Source organism: Rhizobium ruizarguesonis, assembly GCF_012349115.1.
Taxonomy (GTDB): Bacteria; Pseudomonadota; Alphaproteobacteria; order Rhizobiales; family Rhizobiaceae; genus Rhizobium; species Rhizobium ruizarguesonis.
The window spans coordinates 134814-152727 of sequence record NZ_PQIG01000024.1; the positions used below are offsets into that span (position 1 = coordinate 134814).

The 17914-nt window shown below is 62.9% G+C and carries 18 protein-coding genes; 11 read left to right on the forward strand and 7 right to left on the reverse strand.

Annotation, left to right across the window (positions count from 1 at the left end; genetic code table 11):
• Nucleotides 1-22 precede the first annotated feature (22 nt).
• The 4 genes from C3Y91_RS04065 to repA all read right to left on the reverse strand — a co-directional run bounded on the left by C3Y91_RS04065 (nucleotide 23) and on the right by repA (nucleotide 4894).
• Entirely contained in the window at nucleotides 23-1156 is a 1134-nt protein-coding gene (locus C3Y91_RS04065) for an RHE_PE00001 family protein (RefSeq protein WP_168575049.1), read from the reverse strand.
• A 180-nt stretch (nucleotides 1157-1336) separates the two neighbouring features.
• Complete coding sequence (repC, locus tag C3Y91_RS04070) at nucleotides 1337-2551, reverse strand: plasmid replication protein RepC (protein ID WP_168575050.1); 1215 nt, start codon at nucleotides 2549-2551, stop codon at nucleotides 1337-1339.
• A 154-nt stretch (nucleotides 2552-2705) separates the two neighbouring features.
• Complete coding sequence (gene repB / locus C3Y91_RS04075) at nucleotides 2706-3701, reverse strand: plasmid partitioning protein RepB (RefSeq protein WP_018071585.1); 996 nt, start codon at nucleotides 3699-3701, stop codon at nucleotides 2706-2708.
• A complete protein-coding gene (repA, locus tag C3Y91_RS04080; RefSeq protein ID WP_024321713.1) occupies nucleotides 3698-4894 on the reverse strand; it encodes a plasmid partitioning protein RepA in 1197 nt (398 codons plus the stop codon). The genes repB and repA overlap by 4 nt, the downstream gene beginning before the upstream one ends.
• A gap of 202 nt (nucleotides 4895-5096) precedes the next feature.
• Between repA and cobF the strand changes: the two genes are divergently transcribed.
• The 5 genes from cobF to C3Y91_RS04105 all read left to right on the forward strand — a co-directional run bounded on the left by cobF (nucleotide 5097) and on the right by C3Y91_RS04105 (nucleotide 9438).
• Nucleotides 5097-5861 carry a precorrin-6A synthase (deacetylating) gene (cobF, locus tag C3Y91_RS04085; protein ID WP_164586214.1) on the forward strand — a complete coding sequence of 255 codons (765 nt, stop codon included), beginning with the start codon at nucleotides 5097-5099 and terminating at the stop codon, nucleotides 5859-5861.
• A gap of 70 nt (nucleotides 5862-5931) precedes the next feature.
• Nucleotides 5932-7314, forward strand: coding sequence for a precorrin-3B synthase (cobG, locus tag C3Y91_RS04090; RefSeq protein WP_168575051.1), 1383 nt, complete (start codon nucleotides 5932-5934; stop codon nucleotides 7312-7314).
• Between the two features lie 2 nt (nucleotides 7315-7316).
• Nucleotides 7317-7949: a precorrin-8X methylmutase gene (locus tag C3Y91_RS04095; protein WP_168575052.1), complete on the forward strand. Its 633-nt coding sequence runs from the start codon at nucleotides 7317-7319 to the stop codon at nucleotides 7947-7949.
• Nucleotides 7946-8677 carry a precorrin-2 C(20)-methyltransferase gene (locus C3Y91_RS04100; RefSeq protein WP_164034259.1) on the forward strand — a complete coding sequence of 244 codons (732 nt, stop codon included), beginning with the start codon at nucleotides 7946-7948 and terminating at the stop codon, nucleotides 8675-8677. Before C3Y91_RS04095 ends, C3Y91_RS04100 begins: the two co-directional genes overlap by 4 nt.
• Nucleotides 8674-9438 carry a precorrin-3B C(17)-methyltransferase gene (locus tag C3Y91_RS04105; protein ID WP_130698974.1) on the forward strand — a complete coding sequence of 255 codons (765 nt, stop codon included), beginning with the start codon at nucleotides 8674-8676 and terminating at the stop codon, nucleotides 9436-9438. The genes C3Y91_RS04100 and C3Y91_RS04105 overlap by 4 nt, the downstream gene beginning before the upstream one ends.
• Here the strand turns inward: C3Y91_RS04105 and C3Y91_RS04110 are convergent.
• The gene (locus C3Y91_RS04110; RefSeq protein WP_168575053.1) at nucleotides 9402-10172 is read right to left on the reverse strand and encodes a cobalt-precorrin-6A reductase; all 771 of its coding nucleotides are present in this window, start codon (nucleotides 10170-10172) and stop codon (nucleotides 9402-9404) included. The two genes, C3Y91_RS04105 and C3Y91_RS04110, sit on opposite strands and share 37 nt — an antisense overlap.
• Here C3Y91_RS04110 and cbiE point away from each other — a divergent pair.
• Nucleotides 10171-11403, forward strand: coding sequence for a precorrin-6y C5,15-methyltransferase (decarboxylating) subunit CbiE (gene cbiE, locus C3Y91_RS04115; protein ID WP_168575054.1), 1233 nt, complete (start codon nucleotides 10171-10173; stop codon nucleotides 11401-11403). The genes C3Y91_RS04110 and cbiE overlap by 2 nt on opposite strands.
• A 4-nt stretch (nucleotides 11404-11407) precedes the next feature.
• Complete coding sequence (gene cobM / locus C3Y91_RS04120; protein WP_130698971.1) at nucleotides 11408-12166, forward strand: precorrin-4 C(11)-methyltransferase; 759 nt, start codon at nucleotides 11408-11410, stop codon at nucleotides 12164-12166.
• A gap of 98 nt (nucleotides 12167-12264) precedes the next feature.
• Here cobM and C3Y91_RS04125 read toward each other — a convergent pair whose 3' ends face one another.
• Both C3Y91_RS04125 and C3Y91_RS04130 read right to left on the reverse strand, forming a co-directional pair.
• On the reverse strand, nucleotides 12265-13077 hold the full coding sequence (locus C3Y91_RS04125; protein WP_168575055.1) for a TIM barrel protein: 813 nt from the start codon (nucleotides 13075-13077) through the stop codon (nucleotides 12265-12267).
• Between the two features lie 161 nt (nucleotides 13078-13238).
• Complete coding sequence (locus tag C3Y91_RS04130) at nucleotides 13239-14267, reverse strand: LacI family DNA-binding transcriptional regulator (protein WP_130798583.1); 1029 nt, start codon at nucleotides 14265-14267, stop codon at nucleotides 13239-13241.
• Nucleotides 14268-14397: 130 nt separating this feature from the next.
• Between C3Y91_RS04130 and C3Y91_RS04135 the strand changes: the two genes are divergently transcribed.
• The 4 genes from C3Y91_RS04135 to C3Y91_RS04150 are packed head-to-tail and all read left to right on the forward strand — an operon-like array spanning nucleotide 14398 to nucleotide 17902.
• Nucleotides 14398-15486 (forward strand): fatty acid desaturase family protein, encoded by a 1089-nt coding sequence (locus tag C3Y91_RS04135; protein WP_168575056.1) that lies wholly within the window; start codon nucleotides 14398-14400, stop codon nucleotides 15484-15486.
• Between the two features lie 21 nt (nucleotides 15487-15507).
• Nucleotides 15508-15822: a MocE family 2Fe-2S type ferredoxin gene (locus C3Y91_RS04140; protein WP_003548266.1), complete on the forward strand. Its 315-nt coding sequence runs from the start codon at nucleotides 15508-15510 to the stop codon at nucleotides 15820-15822.
• Nucleotides 15823-15833: 11 nt separating this feature from the next.
• Nucleotides 15834-17060 (forward strand): NAD(P)/FAD-dependent oxidoreductase, encoded by a 1227-nt coding sequence (locus C3Y91_RS04145; protein ID WP_168575057.1) that lies wholly within the window; start codon nucleotides 15834-15836, stop codon nucleotides 17058-17060.
• Between the two features lie 26 nt (nucleotides 17061-17086).
• Nucleotides 17087-17902 (forward strand): 3-methyl-2-oxobutanoate hydroxymethyltransferase, encoded by an 816-nt coding sequence (locus C3Y91_RS04150; RefSeq protein ID WP_174826933.1) that lies wholly within the window; start codon nucleotides 17087-17089, stop codon nucleotides 17900-17902.
• The last annotated feature ends 12 nt before the right edge of the window (nucleotides 17903-17914 follow it).

The following is a 17914-nucleotide window of genomic DNA, read 5'->3' on the forward strand; positions in this document are numbered from 1 at the left end:
GCACACTTTTGGGCAACATGCATTAGATGATGCCCCAGGCGCGATAGCGGCCTCGGCCGGTGATTTCACGAATGCCGATCTCATTGACGAGGTTCAGCGCTCCGCGCGGTGTGATGCGCAGATGACGGGCGATCATCGCCGCCGAGACCATTGGCCGCGACAGAATGAAATCGGCAAGTTCCGGCAGGCTGCTGTTTGAACGGCGGCCGCGAAAGCGCAGCTCCATCTGCGTGCGTGCCAAGGACAAACGATCGATTTCCTTGAGGCCGGCCACAGCACCCAGATGCACCGCCTCCAGAAAGGCTTGCAGCCGCGTGGCGCGATCGCGCGCCCGACGGCGCTCATGGCGCACCAGCTTCAGCCCGCCGTAAAAAGAAAAGAGATGCGAGGCGACCTTGCCGCGGGCGCGTAGATGGCTTGCGACCAGAAGTCCGCCGAGCCAGTGCTGACGCCGCAATGGCTCGATCCTTTCCCAGGCTTCGAAGAGGATGACGGCGCCGAGAACCGGCGGCAAGCTGTCGGCCAATGGCTGGACGCTCCGCCACTCCGCAAGCCGCTGTTCCTCGTCCCACTCGTCGTCACCGAGCAAGCCGAGGGGATCTTCGTTGCGCCTTGCCGGGACAATGGCGGTCGTCTCGCTTGCCGGCGTTTTCCCTGTGTGGATATCGAGCAGCTTCTGCGAGCGGGCAAGAAGCGCATCGATCTCGGCCATCTCCGCAACGAGCGGCCCGTCTTCATGCTCGCCCTCCTCGTCGGTCTCGACCGGAACTGCGGGGCTCTTCGCGTCCGGCACTTTCCCCTCCCCTTCCCCGCCGGTCGCAGTCAGCGTCGCAAGACCCGTGACACCGAGTGCCCAGGAGGGTTCGCCGGTCCAGATGCGCCGACGTGCCCGCAGCACGGAATGGGCGATCGTCAGTTCGTGGGTGGGAGCGCGGCTATCCATATGCGCATCATGCAAAACGAGGTCCTCGACATGCACGAGTTCGCCGGCCACCCAGAGCGCGCCGGCGGCGTCGAAGAAATGGCTGCGTTCGGCAAATCCCTCGCCGACCGGCGAGCGCAACACACGTTCGTCCAGCCGCGCCACCGCATCCTCCGCCGCGGCAATGGCTGGAAGTAAGGTTTGAAGCATCGCACCGTCAATATCGTAGCGCATTGTTAAGCTTTACAGTTTTTCACAAATGGAAGCAAAACGAATGTTTCCTTCCGCCATGTATGACATGGTTAACAGTGTTTTTCAACAAAACTGCGGGAAAGGAAGCCGTCAAGAGGCCTGATCGACCGGCCGCATATGCTTCTAACCGTCGCAGCTGGCGCGAAGCTTTTTCATAGCCGTTCATCCGGTTTTCCTCGTCGTCGGACCATTTGCCCGCATCAGCGCCATCAGCATCGGGCCGAGCGAGAATTCGCCACGCTCGGCCCGCCGCGTCAGGTCACGCAGGTAGCCGCCGGCAGAGTTGATATGTCCGCCCCTTTCCAGAATGCAGGCGATCACCGTGGCGGCGTTTTCCGGCCCCATGACATCGCAGGCCAGCTGATAGGCGCTCGGGCTGACGCCAAGCGTGGAACGGACGATGACGGCCGCGGCCATCAGATCCCGCCAGCTGCCAATGCCGCCGCCCGGGCTATAAGCGACGATCTCCGGGCAGGACTGCAGAACCATGGCAAGGGGGAAGGATTTCGGCGGCTCCCGCCACCGCTGCGGTTCTTCCTCCGGCTTTGCGCCCTGCTTCGTTTCGAAGCCTGGTTCAAGTTCAGATGTTAGGTGTGGGTTTGAATTATGTATGTGCCGACCGTTTTGGTTATCATTGGCGTCTGTTTTTTCTGTTTTCGACTTCGATTCCAGCGTCTTGACGATCAATTCCCGGAAAGCTTCGAGATCCGCCAGCAGGCTTTCCATCTCGGCGGTCGACGGGCGGCGCGGCAGGCTCGCGGAAAGCAGATTGAAATGCTTCTGCATCTCGATCCATTCGCCGGCAATTTCCTCCTCCAGCGCGATCTCGATGAGCTTGGTGATGTCACGCCGGCAAAGTGTCAGGCGCTCTCTCAGGCGCTTCCATTCGAGTTTGGCGGCCATTACCTGAGCCGCCTGCGCCTCGATCTCGCGAGCGCGCACCAGGAGCGGCGCCAGGCTGAAGCCAAAAGCCTCACCAAGCCCGCCCTCGCCATTGCGGCGGGCAAAACGTTTCCCGTTCGGACTATCCCGCCGGATGATCAGGCCGGCTTCCACCAGCATCGCCAGGTTTCGCCGCAGCGTCGTGCCGGCCATGCCATGCGTGCGCAGCGACAGCTGCTCATTCGATGGGAAGACGACGAAACCGTTGGCCTCGGCAATCTCGTTCTTCGGGTAGAAGGTCAACAGCGCGTTGAGAACTGCCAGGGCACGGTCGGATACGCCGATCATGTCCTTTGCTTCGCACAGCGCACGAAAGATCTTCCACTTGTCGACCGATGCGTCCGGATCGACCTTGCTGGCGCTTTCCTGGCTTGCCAGCATGCCAAGCGTCATCGATCGCCGCCCAAAGGGCGTCGATACATATTGAGGCTCCATGTCCCTCACCTTTTTTCAAGGCAAAAGAAACCTACCACCCAAAAGGATGCCGAAGACGCTTGACAGTGATTCGAGGAAGTGCGATTCTCAGATTGTCCAGATATGAGAAAGGCTTCCGCGGCGGCAACGTTCGGAGGCTTTTTTCTTTTGCGGCCTATTCTCCTGCTTGCAACTTGCCGGCTCGATAGGCTTCATAAAGCTCATCGAGACGGCGTGAAATGTAAGCGCCGAAATCCGGCGCATCGCCGGTCTTCAACGCGATCGTGAAGGAATTGCCGGCGCTCTTGATTCGGCCGGCAATCTTGCCGCCGCTCTTCGGCTTCCAGTCAAATTCCGTGGTTTCGGGCTTCGCCTCTTTCTTGGCGAGCTCGGCAACCAAAAGCTCGAAACGGCGGTCGCTCTCTTCCGCCATGAAACCTCCCGAGGCAATGAGCTTCGCAAGCCGGGCGGCCGTCATCCCATTCCAATCCTGGGCCAGCGCCATCCACCGGCGTCGCCCGATGCCGGGTGCGGCGCCGACCGACCTGACGATCTCGGCGGGAATAGCTTTTGCAACGGATATCAGCTTCGATAGCTCCGTCTTGTCCGTCGACAGCGCTTTCATGATCACCGGGCGCTCAAAACCCTTGAGCTCGAGATTGAGGGCAAAGACCGCGCGCTCGATGTAGGAAAGGTTCCGACGCGCCGAATTCTCGATGCCCTGCGCGATGACGACATCGGTATCGTCGAGCTTACGGACGATCGCCTGCACCTTGAGACCGAGCAGCTTGACGGCCTGCAGACGGCGATGGCCGTAGGCGATCTGGTAGCGATCCTCATCATTGGGATGGCGGCGAACGAGGATCGGCACTTCCTGGCCGTTCTCGGCAATCGACTGCACCAACTCGTCCTCAATATCGAGCGGCTGGTCGACAAGGCGGTCGCGGACGAAGGAGGAATCGATCAGATCAGGATCGAGCTCGACGATGCGTTCACCGGAGAGCAAAGCCTCCTGCATCGCCCTGCTCTCTTCCTCCATGCGGCCAAGGGTCAGCGCCATCGTCCGAACCGGCCCGGCCGATCCGCGCGAAGATGGTTCCTCGTAGTTGGCCGCGGCCAACTCCTGCGCCGTATCGTCGAAAAGACCTTTCAGGCGATCGCGTCTGCTCATGCTCGACCCCAGGCTTTGTGAATACCGGCGAGAACCTCGCTGTTGGCGGCATTGACCGATTCCAGCGCCCGGTCATAGGTCGAGCGGCGCACCTGCCCCTTCTCGATCTCGTAGAGCGTCTGCTTGGTCAGGCCGACATCGGCGATCGCCGTCGACTTGAGAATGGTCGCCGTCAACACGTCGTCACTGAAGAGGCTGCGCAACAGCGCGACGATCTGCGACTGCGGCGCATCGAAAGGTTCGTGACGCGTGACGACATATTTGATGAAATCGTGCTGCAGGTCGCCGCCGGCCTTGCGCACGACGGAAAGCAGATCCGAAGTCATCAGCAGGAACTGCGACATGGAGGCGACATCGACCATCTGCGGATGGATGGTGATGAGCAGCGATGTGGCGGCACAAACGGCGCCAAGCGTGAGGTAACCGAGCTGCGGCGGGCAGTCGATCACCACGATGTCGTAGTCGGCCTCGACCTCGGCAATGGCAACGCCAACGCGGCGGAAGAACAGCTCGGCGGGCCGCTGCCGGTCGTTCAGTGCCCGTGGCGTCTCATGCTCGAACTCCATCAGTTCGAGATTGCCCGGCACCAGATCCAGCCCGTCGAAATAGGTCTTGCGGACGATCTCCTTCAGCGGCTTGCGGCCCTCATCATAGCGAATTGCGCCATAGAGCGTATCGCCTTCGGAAAGATCGAATTCGGGCTGAACGCCCAGCATGGAAGAGAGCGAAGCCTGCGGATCGAGATCGATGGCAAGCACCCGGTAACCCGCCAGCGCCAGATACTGCGCCAGATAGAGCGTCGTCGTGGTCTTGGCCGAGCCGCCCTTGAAATTGGTGACGGCAACCGTCTGCAGCTTTTCGCCAGGGCGGCGCCAAGGCTGATAGGAAAGCGCATCCTTCGGCTTGAGCTTGGCCATATACTGGCGCAATTCATTGATCTGGCCGAGCGTGTAGGAACGCCGGCCATTCTGGGCAAGATCCGGCTGGGGTCCCTTGCCATCCAGCGAAAGCTGGCGAAGGTAGCCGTCCGAGACGCCGATCATCTGGGCCGCCTCGCCGGAGGAGAATGTTCGTAGCGTCTTTTGCGAGAGCGGCGGAAACAGCTTGTCGCGGAGGAGCTTCAGTTGCCGCGAAAGCTGGTTCGCATGCCGCTCGATCCGTACATCTGTCGTCGATACGCTAATGTTGTCCAAAACACCCAATCCTTTTCGATGCGCTTTTCTTTCAACATAGCGTCAAAAAGCGTATCGAAAGTGACACGATTCGGGATTTGCAGCAACAATAGGGCTCAGCTGCCGCCCACAGGCCCGGTTGGCCGCGGCCAACTCCCGTTCTGCCCTTGCGACGACGAGGCTTTTTCGGCAAGACCGCCAAGACTCAACGGGGAGTATCCGCGTGAAGCATATCCATATCATCGGCATCGGCACGGGCAACCCGGAGCATCTCACCATACAGGCGATCAATGCGATGAACGCCGCCGACGTGGTTTTCCTGCCGGTCAAGGGCGCCGGCAAGGAAGAGCTCGCCGAGGTCCGGAGGGATATCTGCGACCGCTATATCACGCGGCCGGCTGGCAGGATTTCAGAATTCGCGGTGCCGCAAAGGCAGACGGCAGACAAGACCTATGTGCAGAGCGTCGATACCTGGCACGGCGAGATCGCCCGCATCTATGGAGAGCTGATATCCGGTCTCCCGGATGATGGCAGCGGCGCCTTTCTCGTCTGGGGCGATCCCAGTCTCTACGACAGCACGATCCGCATCATCGAACGCGTGCGGCGGGAAAGCAGCCTGGATTTCGATTACAGCGTCATTCCCGGCATCACCAGCATCCAAGCGCTGGCGGCCAGCCATAAAATCCCGGTCAACCTCGTCGGCAAACCGATCGAAATCACCACAGGGCGCAGGCTGGCGCGGGACGGGCTTCTGACCGACAGCACAGTCGTCATGCTTGACGGCGAACAGGCTTTTGCCAAGATCGACGATCCCGATGCCGAGATCTTCTGGGGCGCCTATCTCGGCACCAAGGACGAGATCGTCAGAGCAGGGCGACTTGGCGACATGGCCACCGACATTCTGACGCTCAGGGCCGAGGCCAGGCAACGGCACGGCTGGATCATGGACATCTATCTCCTGCGCAAGGGACGGGATTTCGAGGAATAGCGGTTTGAGCCTTTCCATCAGTTTTGCCGGGTCGGCCGCGATCATGTAAGAAATGATCAGAGGATCGAGAATGAACATCAAGGCCGCAAAGGCGAGCGAGAAGACAGGCGAGGCGGATCTGCACGATCGCCGGGCTGCGGAGATGCGCAGGCGCGGCGCCTGCCCCGCCCTTGCCGGGCCCATGCCGACCGGCGACGGTTTGCTGGTCCGGCTGCGGCCGGCCGGTGGCGCGTTGACGCTATCACAATTCGCAAGCCTTGCTCGTTCGGCCGCGGTCCATGGAAACGGCATTCTGGAAATCACCGCGCGCGGCAATCTGCAGATCCGCGGGCTGCGCGCCGAGACCGTCGGACAGCTCGCTGCCGATATCGATGCCGCCGGGATCACCGTGCCGGACGGACCAGTGATCGAGACATCGCCGCTGCACGGCATCGACCCGGAAGAAATAAGCGATGCGGCCGCAATGGAAGTGGCCTTACGCAGCACGCTCTCCGATCTGCTCGCCTCGGCGCGGCTCGCCCCGAAACTCTCGCTTGTCGTCGATGGCGGCGGATCGTTTAGCTTGTCAGCAGTTTCCGCCGATATTCGTGTCGTTGCTCAATCCCCCACAGATTGGCTTGTCGCGATCAATGGCGACGGTGAAACTGCAATGCCAGTCGCGATCGGTCCTGCAGAGGCTGCGATATCGGCCGTCGGCGAAATTCTGAGCCTGTTGGCGACCCTCGGGCAGGGAAGACGGACAAGGGATATCGATCCTACACTTTTGCGGGCGCGTTTTCCCGCGATGGAGGGCATTCCGTTCAATCCGTCCCGCGCAGCAGGGATACCGCTTGCCGGCACGCACAGGCTTGAGGACGGCAAAATCATACTCGGCGTCAGGCCGGAATTCGGGCAGATGAGAGCGTCTGATCTGATCGCTTTGCTTGACCTGGCAAAGGCCCTGGGCGCAACCGCCATCCGGCTTGCACCCGGTCGCGGTTTCTTCCTCATCGGGCTTCCAGCAGACACAGTGCCGCCTATGCAGATCGCCGCCGCTGGACATGGCTTCAGCACCCAGCCTGACGAGAATAACGAGCATATCGCCGCCTGCGCCGGCGCCGGTGCCTGCGGCTCGGCTTTCTACGAGACGCGGACCTTGGCCCGCCGTATCATTGCCGCGGCACCTGCCCTCTTCGACGGTTCGCTGACGCTGCATCTGTCCGGCTGCGCCAAGGGCTGCGCTCATGCCCGGCCGGCACTGACCCTGACGGGCTCGGCGGAAGGTTATGGCCTCATCCTCAATGGGCTTGCTGCGGATCAGCCGGACGAACGGATCGCTGGCGGTCGGATCGATTTCGCTATAGAGAGGCTCGCCCGGTCCATCGAAGACAACAAAGACGCTGGCGAATCGACCGCCGCCTGCCTTACACGGCTTGGCGCAACCGGCGTTTCGAAGGCGCTGCGACAGGAATAGGAATGCCAGACTACGATTATATCCGCAGCGGCGATGCGATCTACGAGCGTTCCTTTGCCATTATCCGTGCCGAGGCCGATCTTTCGCGCTTCACCGACGATCAAGCCGAAATCGCCGTGCGCATGATCCACGCCTGCGGGCTGGTCGAGGCGGCCGAGCATTTCCTGTTCTCCGCCGATTTCGTCAGCGCTGCGCGCGATGCACTGAAAGGCGGCGCGCCGATCTTCTGCGACGCGGAAATGGTATCCCACGGTGTGACCCGGGCGCGGCTGCCGGCGCTGAACGAGGTGATCTGCACGCTGCGCGATCCGGCAACTCCCGAGCTTGCACGCGAGACCGGCAATACGCGCTCTGCCGCCGCCATGCATCTCTGGCTCGACCGGCTCGGCGGCAGCGTTGTCGCGATCGGCAATGCACCGACAGCGCTCTTCCATCTGCTCGAACTCCTGCGCGACGGCGCCCCGAAACCCGCAGCGATCCTCGGCATGCCTGTGGGCTTCGTCGGCGCGGCGGAATCGAAGGATGCATTGGCGGAGAATTCCTACGGCGTCCCCTTTGCCATCGTCCGCGGCCGGCTCGGCGGCAGCGCGATGACCGCAGCCGCCATCAATGCATTGGCGAGGCAGGGCCTATGATGACAAGCGGCCGTCTCATCGGCGTCGGCACGGGTCCCGGCGATCCGGAGCTCCTGACCCTCAAGGCCGTCCGCGCCATCGAAGGCGCGGATGTGATCGCTTATTTCGCCAAGCAGGGCAGGGGCGGCAACGGCAAGGCGATCGTCGAGCCGCTGCTGAAATCCGGCGTGACGCTGCTGCCGCTCTATTATCCGGTGACGACCGAAATCGACAAGAACGACGAACGCTATCAGAGGCTGATCACCCAATTCTACGATCTGTCTGCCAAAGCTGTTGCCGGGCATCTCGATGCCGGGCTGACTGTCGCCGTTCTCAGCGAAGGCGATCCGCTCTTCTATGGCTCCTATATGCATCTGCATGTCAGGCTTTCCACACGCTACCCGACGGAAGTGATCCCGGGCATCAGCGCCATGTCGGGCTGCTGGTCGCTGGCGGGCATGCCGATCGTTCAAGGCGACGACGTGCTTTCCGTACTGCCCGGTACGATGGCCGAGGCCGAGCTGACGCGCCGCCTTGCCGATACGCAGGCCGCCGTCATCATGAAGGTCGGCCGTAATCTGCCGAAGATCCGCCGGGCACTGGCGGCCGCCGGCCGGCTTGCGGAAGCCGTCTATGTCGAGCGCGGCACCATGGCGAATGCGGCGATGGAAAAGCTTGCCGACAGGACCGACGGCGATGCACCGTATTTTTCGCTCGTGCTGGTGCCGGGCTGGGAGGGCAGCCGATGAGCGGCAGGCTTTTCGTGATCGGCACCGGTCCCGGCAACCCCGAGCAGATGACGCCGGAAGCGCTGGCTGCCGTCGATGCGGCGACGGATTTCTTCGGCTACGGACCTTATCTCGACAGACTGCAGCTCCGCCACGATCAGCTGCGGCATGCCTCGGACAATCGCGAGGAGCTCGGCAGGGCAGGGGCAGCACTCGCCATGGCAGCGGATGGCGTCCAGGTCTGCGTCGTCTCCGGCGGCGACCCGGGCGTCTTTGCCATGGCGGCCGCGGTCTGCGAAGCGATCGAGAACGGGCCGGCCGCGTGGCGCGCAGTCGATCTCATCATCCTGCCCGGCATCACGGCGATGCTGGCGGTGGCGGCAAGAGCCGGAGCACCACTTGGCCACGACTTCTGCGCCATATCGCTGTCTGACAACCTAAAGCCTTGGAATATAATAGAAACCCGCCTTGTATTGGCGGCAAAGGCAGGTTTCGTCATCGCGCTCTATAATCCGATCAGCCGGGCGCGGCCCTGGCAGCTCGGCGAAGCCTTCAAGCTGTTGCGCGACCATCTGCCTGCCACAACACCGGTTATTTTCGGGCGTGCTGCCGGGCGCCCGGACGAACGCATCGCCGTCCAGCAGCTGTCGCAGGCAGATGCGTCGATTGCCGATATGGCGACCTGCATCATCATCGGCTCGGCCGAGACACGCATCGTCACGCGGCCAGGCCGGCTGGACCTCGTCTATACGCCGCGCTTCATGGCGGGGGGGAACAGGTGATCGATCACCGCCAGCGCCGCCTCGACAGTGTCGACCGCCTTGACGATCGGGGCCGGGGCGCGCGCGACCATCATCACCTCGATACCAAGCAGGCGGGCTGCCTCGATCTTCGCATAGGTGGCGGCACCACCGCTGTTCTTGGCAACGATGACGTCGATGTGGTGCTGCCTCAGCAGATCGCATTCACCGTCCAGCGTGAACGGACCACGCTCGAGGACATAGTCGACATTATCAAGCGCAAGCGGCGGTTCGACGGGATCGACGCTGCGGACGAGGTAGTGATGCTGAGGGGCGGCTTCCGCATGATGGGCACCCTGACGGCCCGTCGCCAGGAAGACATGGCGGGGGGAGGGCCCGAGCGCTTCGATGGCAGCCGGAATGCTCTGCACCTCCCGCCAGCGATCGCCCGGCCGGCGGTGCCATTCGGGACGGCGCAGAGCGATGGCAGCAATGCCGGTGGTCTCGGCCGCAAACGCGGCATTGGCCGAAATGCGCTCGGCGAAGGGGTGCGTGGCGTCGGTCAACAGATCATATCCGCCGGCCTTGAGGAAATCGGCAAGTGCGGCGGCGCCGCCGAAACCGCCGATCCGGACCGGAACAGGCTGCGCGGCCGGTTTATCGGTGCGGCCGGCAAGCGACAACAAAACATCGCAATCACCACGCGCCGCGAGCGCCTCGGCCAGCAGCCGCGCCTCGCTGGTGCCGCCAAGGATCAGGATGCGGGGTCTTCCCATGTCTGATGTCTCTCCTGCGTCCGGCCAGCGCTGGCTGACTATTATCGGCATCGGCGAAGATGGTCCAGAAGGGCTGGGCGAGGAGGCGAAGAGGCTGATTGCGACCGCGCCTGCCGTCTTCGGCGGCGCACGGCACCACGCGCTTGCCGCGACGCTGATCACGGGCGAAAGGCTTTCCTGGCAGAGCCCGTTCGAGCGCTCGGTCGAGGCTATCCTCGAAAGGCGCGGCACGCCTGTTGTCGTGCTCGCCTCCGGCGACCCGTTTCTCTATGGCGTCGGCGCAACGCTTGCCCGCCATGTGGCGGCGGCAGAGATGCGCACCATCCCGGCGCCCTCGGCCTTCAGCCTTGCCGCATCCCGCCTTGGCTGGCCGCTGCAGGAGGTCGCGACGATCTCGCTGCATGGACGGCCGATCGATCTGATCCGGCCGCATCTGCACCCCGGGCGGCGCATCCTCGCGCTGACTTCGGACGAGAAGGGGCCCGGCGAACTGGCAGCCCTGCTGACTGCTGCTGGCTTCGGTCAGTCGCAGCTTACCGTGCTCGAGGCGCTTGGCGGCGCTCGGGAACGGCAAAGAAGCGTAGCGGCGACGGATTTCGACCTCCTGGACATCGATCCCCTGAATGTCTGCGCACTCGATATCGCAGCAGGGGAGGGGGCGCGCGTTCAGCCTTTTGCCGCCGGGCTCGAGGATGAGCTGTTCGAGCATGATGGGCAGATCACCAAACGTGAAATCCGGGCGATGACGCTTTCGGCGCTCGCGCCGCGTCACGGCGAACTGCTCTGGGATATCGGCGCGGGCTCGGGCTCGATCGGCATCGAATGGATGCTGGCCAATCCCAGCCTCAAGGCAATCGCCCTCGAACAATCGCCGGAGCGGGCCGCACGGGTCGCCCGCAACGCAGCCGCCTTCGGGGTGCCGCATCTCGCCGTCATTGAGGGTACGGCGCCCGATGCACTGAAAGGCCTGCCGGAGCCGGATGTGATCTTCCTCGGCGGTGGCGGCAGCGAGCCGGGTGTTATCGATACTGCGATTGCCGTGCTGAAACGGGGAGGGCGGCTCGTTGCCAATGCCGTGACGCTGGAGATGGAAGCAGTACTGCTCGCCGAACATGGCAAACGCGGCGGTTTCCTCACGCGGATCGAAATATCGCGCGCCCAGCCTGTCGGCGGCATGAGCGGCTGGCGGCCGGCGATGCCGGTGACGCAGTGGCGCTGGACGAAAGGATGACGAGATGACGGTGCATTTCATCGGCGCGGGACCAGGTGCTGCGGATCTGATCACGGTGCGTGGCCGCGATCTCATCGCCCGATGCCCGGTCTGCCTTTATGCCGGCTCGATCGTCTCGCCCGGACTGCTGCAATATTGCCCGCCGGACGCACGCATCGTCGATACGGCGCCGATGTCGCTCGATGAGATCGAGGCGGAATATCTTCGCGCCGCCGCGGCCGGCCAGGATGTCGCCCGGCTGCATTCCGGCGATCTCTCCGTCTGGAGTGCGGTCGCCGAGCAGGTGCGCCGGCTTCAAAAACACGGCATCGACTATACGATGACGCCAGGCGTTCCGGCCTTTGCCGCCGCAGCCGCAGCGCTCGGCCGAGAACTGACGATCCCAGCCGTGGCCCAAAGCCTGGTGCTGACCCGCGTGTCCGGCCGCGCGTCACCGATGCCGAACGACGAGACACTGGCGAAGTTCGGCGCGACGGGCGCCACGCTGTCGATCCATCTGGCCATCCACGCGCTGAAGCAAGTGGTCGAAGAGTTGACACCGCTTTACGGCGTCGACTGCCCCGTCGCGATCGTCGTCAAGGCCTCCTGGCCGGACGAGCGCATCCTGCGCGGCACGCTTGCCGATATCGAGGCAAAGGTTGCAGCCGAACCGATCGAACGCACGGCAATCATCTTCGTCGGCCCTTCGCTCGCGGCCGCGGATTTTCGCGAGAGCTCACTCTATGATCCGGCCTATCAACGCCGCTTCAGAGGCAGGGAATAACGTCAGGCAATTGGCCGCGCCAGCGCGGCCAATCGTGACAATCGTCCCCGTCCAGTCCCACCGCCGATGGCGGCATCAGGCGACGTTTCGCCCAGGTCTCAAACCCGCGCGCTGAGGTAATCCATGCTGGCACGAAGCGCACCGGCCGGGTCCTTGACCGCATGAACTTCCGCGGCAAAGGGTTCAAAGGAGAACGGACCCTGATAGCCCGCCTGCAGCAGCGCCCTGATCTGCCCGGCATTATCGAGCCGGTCGTCGCCGTCCACGAGCACGCGATGGGAATCGCGCATATCGGCAACGGAAACGGAAGCATCGCTGACCCCGGAAATGTGGACGAGGCCGGCCAGCTCAGGAAAGGTCGCCGCTTCGCCGGCAAGGTGATGGTGGAAGGTGTCGTGGACAAGCCTGAAGGTCGATTCCGCGCCGAGCTCCCTGATTGCTTCGGCCGCCTCGGTCTTCGAGCGCAGTGAGCAGATCTCGAAGCCGAGCGGCTCGACGAGACCGATAATGCCGGCTTCCTCGAGCATCGGCTTCAGCGCGGCCAGCGACTGGCGCAGATTGGCCTGCCGTTCGCCATCGGCGCAGCCGGTGCCGTCATTCTTCGGCACGAGGACGAGCGCCTTGGCGCCGGATGCGCCGGCATAATCGATCAGCTCCTGCGCTTCGGCGGCCCGGGTCGCATTCCACTCGTTGAAGCGCTGCAGGGCGTTGATCGAGATGATCGTCACGCCATGGCGGGCGGCGGCCTCCCTGATCACCTCGGGTTTGGTGCCATCGAGAATGGCATTGCCGGGAAGGTCGTTGCGGATCTCGACGGCATCGATGCCGAGCGATCGGGCCAGCGCGAAGAAATCGCCGATGGTAAGCGACTGCGCGGCCATATGATTGAGCGCAAAACGGATCGACGTCATGATCGGTATCTCCTCCTGATCTCCGCGTCAGGGCGGAGCGGTCCTCGTGAATGGGTCGGCGAATCTCTATCGGAATTCGCGTCGCAATCCATCCGTCATCGCCGGCGTCCGCTTTCATTGCTGAGAGAATGTCGAACGGAATGATGGAATTCCATCATTGCTTAGATGTTCTCCGAAATATGAATATCGAAAGGCAGGAAGAGCTGTCCGGGAACAGCCGTTTCACCGTTTTCGATGGCACCCGTCATCAAGACCATCAACTCCTTACAGAGAGCGGGCAGGGGGGTTCCGATCGCCATAGCGACGATATCGTCGGCAAGGCCGGCTTTGCTGTCGGGCGTCAGCTCGTTGACCACCAGGACGATCTTGCCGCCGACGCCTTCTTCGCGGAATGCCGAAATTGCCCCCTCCATGCCGCCGCCGCAGACATAGAGGCCGACGAGATCGGGATGTTTCTGCAGCAGCGTCAACGTCGCCTCGTGGGTGATCTCGGCGGTCTCGAGATTGATCAGCGTGTCGACGACATCGAAATCAGGCGCATTCTCGCGAAAATAGGAGCGGAAGCCGATTTCCCGCAGCTCATGGCCGTGAAAGCGGTGGCTGCCGACGAAACAGGCGACCTTGCCGGGCCTGCCGGCCGTGCGCGCAATCGTCCAGGCGGCGGTGCGCCCGACCTTGCGGTTATTGACGCCGACATAGGCGTCGCGCACGCCCGTTGCGAGGTCGGAGAGCAGCGAGAACACCGGAATGCCGCGCTCCTTCAACTCCTCGACCGCCGTCGTCACCGCCGGATAATCCGGGCCAACGAGAGCAACGGCCTGGTTGCGAGCGCCGAGCGCCTTGATCTTTTCGACGATCGCTGCCGGTGTCGCGGCTGACGGAAAGTCGATCTGCGTCTGGATGCGCGCAGACGTCAACGCGCGCGCTGCGGTCTCGATCTCACGCACGAAGCTCTGATAGAAGGGCTGCATCGGCTTCTGCAGCAGGAAGGCGAGCCTGTATTGCGGCAGATCCTCAAAGACGCGCTGCTTGATCAGGCCGACAGCGTGATAGCCGATCGACTGCGCCGCATCATAGACCCGTCGCGCTGTTTCCTCGCGCACCCGGTGGCGCGCATTAAGAACCCGGTCGACGGTGGCGACACTGACGCCGGAGGCGCGGGCGAGATCGGAGATGGTGGGGCGGCGCATCGGCGTTCCTGATGGATTCAATCATGAATGCAAGCCATTCATGATGGCTTTTGATAGATTATATCAAGCCTGCATTGAGCGCTTTCCAAAGTCAACCTATTCTCCAGGCAAGGGCAACGGGAGGCGGATAATGGCGACCCAGACGAAGAAACGTGACTACGACCTTCTCGGCGAAAGCGGCCGCACTGCCGTCGAGACGGGGCTGGCGGCAGCCGAATGGTATCACACCGACATTCCCCGCAAGGAGATGAAGGCGCTGATGCAGCGCTCCGATGCGCCAGCGATCCGCGACACGATCATCTGGCTCGGCGCCATGGCAATCTTTGCCGGGCTCGGCATCTATTTCTGGGGCTCGTGGGTGGCCGTGCCCTTCTTCCTCGCCTATGGCGTGCTCTACGGGTCGGCCACCGACAGCCGCTGGCACGAATGCGGTCACGGCACCGCCTTCAAGACGCGCTGGATGAACGATGTCGTCTATCAGATCGCCTGCTTCATGATCATGCGCAACCCGGTGACATGGCGCTGGAGCCATGCGCGCCATCATACCGATACGGTGATCGTCGGCCGTGATCCCGAGATCGCCGTGATGCGGCCGCCGGATCTCTTCCGGGTGGTGCTTAATTTCTTCGGCATCCTCGACGCCTGGCATGCGATCGTCGATATGCTGCGCAATGCCTTCGGCGTCGTCAGCGCGGCGGAAAAGACCTTCATTCCCGAGATGGAGCAGCCGAAGGCGATCCGCATTGCCCGCATCTGGCTGGCGATCTATCTGGTGACGATCGCAACCGCAATCGCCATGGGTTCGATCCTGCCGCTGGTGCTGATCGGCCTGCCGCGCCTCTACGGCGCCTGGCACCATGTGCTGACCGGACTGCTGCAGCATGGCGGCCTTGCCGACAATGTCATCGATCATCGGTTGAACAGCCGCACGGTCTACATGAACCCGATCAGCCGCTTCATCTACTGGAACATGAACTATCACGTCGAGCATCACATGTTCCCGATGGTCCCTTACCACGCGCTGCCCAAGCTGCACGCGATGATCAAGCACGATCTGCCGGCGCCGAACCTGTCGATCTGGTCCGGCTATCGCGAGATGATCCCGGCCTTCCTGCGCCAGCTGCGCAACGAGGATTATTTCCTGAAGCGCGACCTGCCGGCCACCGCGCGGCCCTATCGCGAGGAATTCCACAACGAGATGGCCCCGGCCGCGCAATAACGACAATCGAGGGAGGACAAGATGAGCGGAAACTGGATCCAGGTCTGCGACAAGGACGAGATCGACGAAGAGGATGTCATCCGCTTCGATCACGACGGGCGCACCTTCGCAGTCTATCGCAGCCCGGACGACGAATTCTTCGCAACCGACGGGCTCTGCACGCATGAACATATCCATCTCGCCGACGGGCTTGTCATGGATGAGATCATCGAATGTCCAAAGCATAATGGCCGCTTCAACTACAAGACGGGCGAAGCCAAGGGTGCGCCGGTCTGCGTCAATCTCAAGACCTATCCGGTCAAGATCGAAGACGGTGCCGTCTTCATCTCGCTCTGACGGAGGCCGGCATGGCTCATTTCGTCATCCTGGGCGCCGGCGAATGCGGTGCGCGCGCCGCCTTCGCCTTGCGGGAAAAGGGCTTTGCCGGCGAGATAACGCTGGTTGGCGCCGAGCCCCTTCATCCTTACGAGCGGCCGCCGCTTTCGAAGGCCGGCTCCGCCGATGCGAGCGATCCGAAATTCATCGCCGCGGCGGAAAAATATATCGAAAACGGCATCCGGCTGCTGACCGGCCTGGAGGCCAGGGATTTCGATCCCGCATCCAGGATCGTCACGCTTTCGGACGGGACGGCGCTCTCCTACGACAAGCTTCTGCTTGCGACGGGTGCGGCCGCGCGTTCGTTCCCCGGTGCGCCGGTGGGCAGCCGGCATATTCGCTCGCTGAGGACGCATCACGATGCCGCGGCGCTGCGCGAAGCAATGAAGCCGGGCCGGCATATCGCCATTATCGGTGGCGGGTTCATCGGACTGGAACTTGCGGCAACGGCGCGGCTGCTTGGCGCCGAGGTCACCGTCATCGAGGGGCTGGAACGCGTGCTGAAGCGTGGCGTGCCGGAAGAGATCGCCCATCTCATCACCGAGCGCCACCGCGCCGAGGGCGTCGATATCCGCTGCGGCGTCTCCATCGAGGCGCTGACCGAGGAGACCGGAAAAGCCCTGATCCGATTGTCGACCGGAGAGGTGATCGAAGCCGATCTCGTCCTCGTCGGCATCGGCGCACGGCCGAATGTCGAGATCGCCGAAAGGGCAGGCCTCGCAATCGACAATGGCATTGCCGTCGACACTTATCTCCAGACCTCAGCAGCTGATGTCTTTGCGGCCGGCGACTGCTGCTCCTTTCCGCTGCCGATCTATGGCGGCCGGCGGGTGCGGCTGGAATCCTGGCGCAATGCCCAGGAGCAGGGCACCTTGGCCGCGGCCAACATGCTCGGCTTTAACGAAGCCGTTTCATCAGTGCCGTGGTTCTGGTCGGATCAATACGACATGACGTTGCAGATATCAGGCCTTGCCGAAGGGGCAGCCATGCATCAGCGCCGCGATCTCGGCGCAGGCGCCTTCATTCTTTTCCATCTCGACGCCGACGGACGTTTGATCGCCGCAAGCGGCATCGGACCGGGCAATGCGGTGGCGCGCGACATCAGGCTCGCCGAAATGCTGATCTCAGCACGGGCCCATCCGAACCCGGCAGCACTCGCAGCCAGCGACATCAAGCTGAAATCCCTGCTGGCCGCCTGAGCTCTCCGATATTTTCAAAGGAATAGATGATGAAGAAACATAAACGCGCAACCGTCGCCGATCTGCTTGCGGAAAAAGGCAAGCGCCAGCTCACCATGCTGCGCGTCACCTCGCTGGAGGAGGCGGACGCCGCCGAAAAAGCGGGGATCGACATCGCCTCGGTGCCGCCCTCGCTGCTCGGGCCGGTCTTTCGCGAAATCGCCCCCACTCTCTTTGCCATTCCGGGGCTCGAATATGGCGACCATGTCTCAGCCGAGGACTATCTGCGTGCGGCCTTCGCGGCGCTGAAGGCAGGCGGCGATGCGGTCTATTGCGCCGCAAGCCTGCAGACGATCCGGCGCATGCGCGATGAAGGCATTCCCGTCTGCGGCCATCTCGGGCTGATCCCTTCAAAAGCGACCTGGACGGGCGGCTTCCGTGCCGTCGGCAAGACGGCGGCGAGTGCGGCCGAAATCTGGCGGCAGACCAAGGCCCTGGAAGAGGCCGGCGCCTTCGCCGCCGAAATCGAAGTCGTCCCAGGGGATGTCGCTGCCGCCATCAGCAGCAACACCTCGATGCTGATGATCTCCATGGGGGCAGGCAGCGGCTGCGATGCCCAATATCTCTTCGCCGACGACGTGCTTGGCGCCAATCGCGGCCACACTCCGCGCCACGCCAAGGTCTATCGCGACTTTGCCGCCGAACACGACCGGCTGCAGCGCGAGCGCATCGCCGCCTTCACCGAATTTGCCGAGGATGTCAGGACCGGCGCCTATCCGGAAAAGCGCCATCTCGTCGGTATCGACGACGCGGAACTGGAAATCTTCCTGCAGGGGCTGAAAAGCGAGACGGGCAACAGCTGAGGGCAAACGCGC

What these genes read in the sequence shown, in the direction of transcription:
- C3Y91_RS04065 (WP_168575049.1), bottom strand. Translation starts at nt 1,156, where the DNA reads ATGCGCTACGATATTGACGGTGCGATGCTTCAAACCTTACTTCCAGCC.
- repC (WP_168575050.1), bottom strand. Translation starts at nt 2,551, where the DNA reads ATGGAGCCTCAATATGTATCGACGCCCTTTGGGCGGCGATCGATGACG.
- repB (WP_018071585.1), bottom strand. Translation starts at nt 3,701, where the DNA reads ATGAGCAGACGCGATCGCCTGAAAGGTCTTTTCGACGATACGGCGCAG.
- cobG (WP_168575051.1), top strand. Translation starts at nt 5,932, where the DNA reads ATGAACATCAAGGCCGCAAAGGCGAGCGAGAAGACAGGCGAGGCGGAT.
- C3Y91_RS04095 (WP_168575052.1), top strand. Translation starts at nt 7,317, where the DNA reads ATGCCAGACTACGATTATATCCGCAGCGGCGATGCGATCTACGAGCGT.
- C3Y91_RS04100 (WP_164034259.1), top strand. Translation starts at nt 7,946, where the DNA reads ATGATGACAAGCGGCCGTCTCATCGGCGTCGGCACGGGTCCCGGCGAT.
- C3Y91_RS04105 (WP_130698974.1), top strand. Translation starts at nt 8,674, where the DNA reads ATGAGCGGCAGGCTTTTCGTGATCGGCACCGGTCCCGGCAACCCCGAG.
- cbiE (WP_168575054.1), top strand. Translation starts at nt 10,171, where the DNA reads ATGTCTGATGTCTCTCCTGCGTCCGGCCAGCGCTGGCTGACTATTATC.
- C3Y91_RS04110 (WP_168575053.1), bottom strand. Translation starts at nt 10,172, where the DNA reads ATGGGAAGACCCCGCATCCTGATCCTTGGCGGCACCAGCGAGGCGCGG.
- cobM (WP_130698971.1), top strand. Translation starts at nt 11,408, where the DNA reads ATGACGGTGCATTTCATCGGCGCGGGACCAGGTGCTGCGGATCTGATC.
- C3Y91_RS04125 (WP_168575055.1), bottom strand. Translation starts at nt 13,077, where the DNA reads ATGACGTCGATCCGTTTTGCGCTCAATCATATGGCCGCGCAGTCGCTT.
- C3Y91_RS04130 (WP_130798583.1), bottom strand. Translation starts at nt 14,267, where the DNA reads ATGCGCCGCCCCACCATCTCCGATCTCGCCCGCGCCTCCGGCGTCAGT.
- C3Y91_RS04135 (WP_168575056.1), top strand. Translation starts at nt 14,398, where the DNA reads ATGGCGACCCAGACGAAGAAACGTGACTACGACCTTCTCGGCGAAAGC.
- C3Y91_RS04140 (WP_003548266.1), top strand. Translation starts at nt 15,508, where the DNA reads ATGAGCGGAAACTGGATCCAGGTCTGCGACAAGGACGAGATCGACGAA.
- C3Y91_RS04145 (WP_168575057.1), top strand. Translation starts at nt 15,834, where the DNA reads ATGGCTCATTTCGTCATCCTGGGCGCCGGCGAATGCGGTGCGCGCGCC.
- C3Y91_RS04150 (WP_174826933.1), top strand. Translation starts at nt 17,087, where the DNA reads ATGATGAAGAAACATAAACGCGCAACCGTCGCCGATCTGCTTGCGGAA.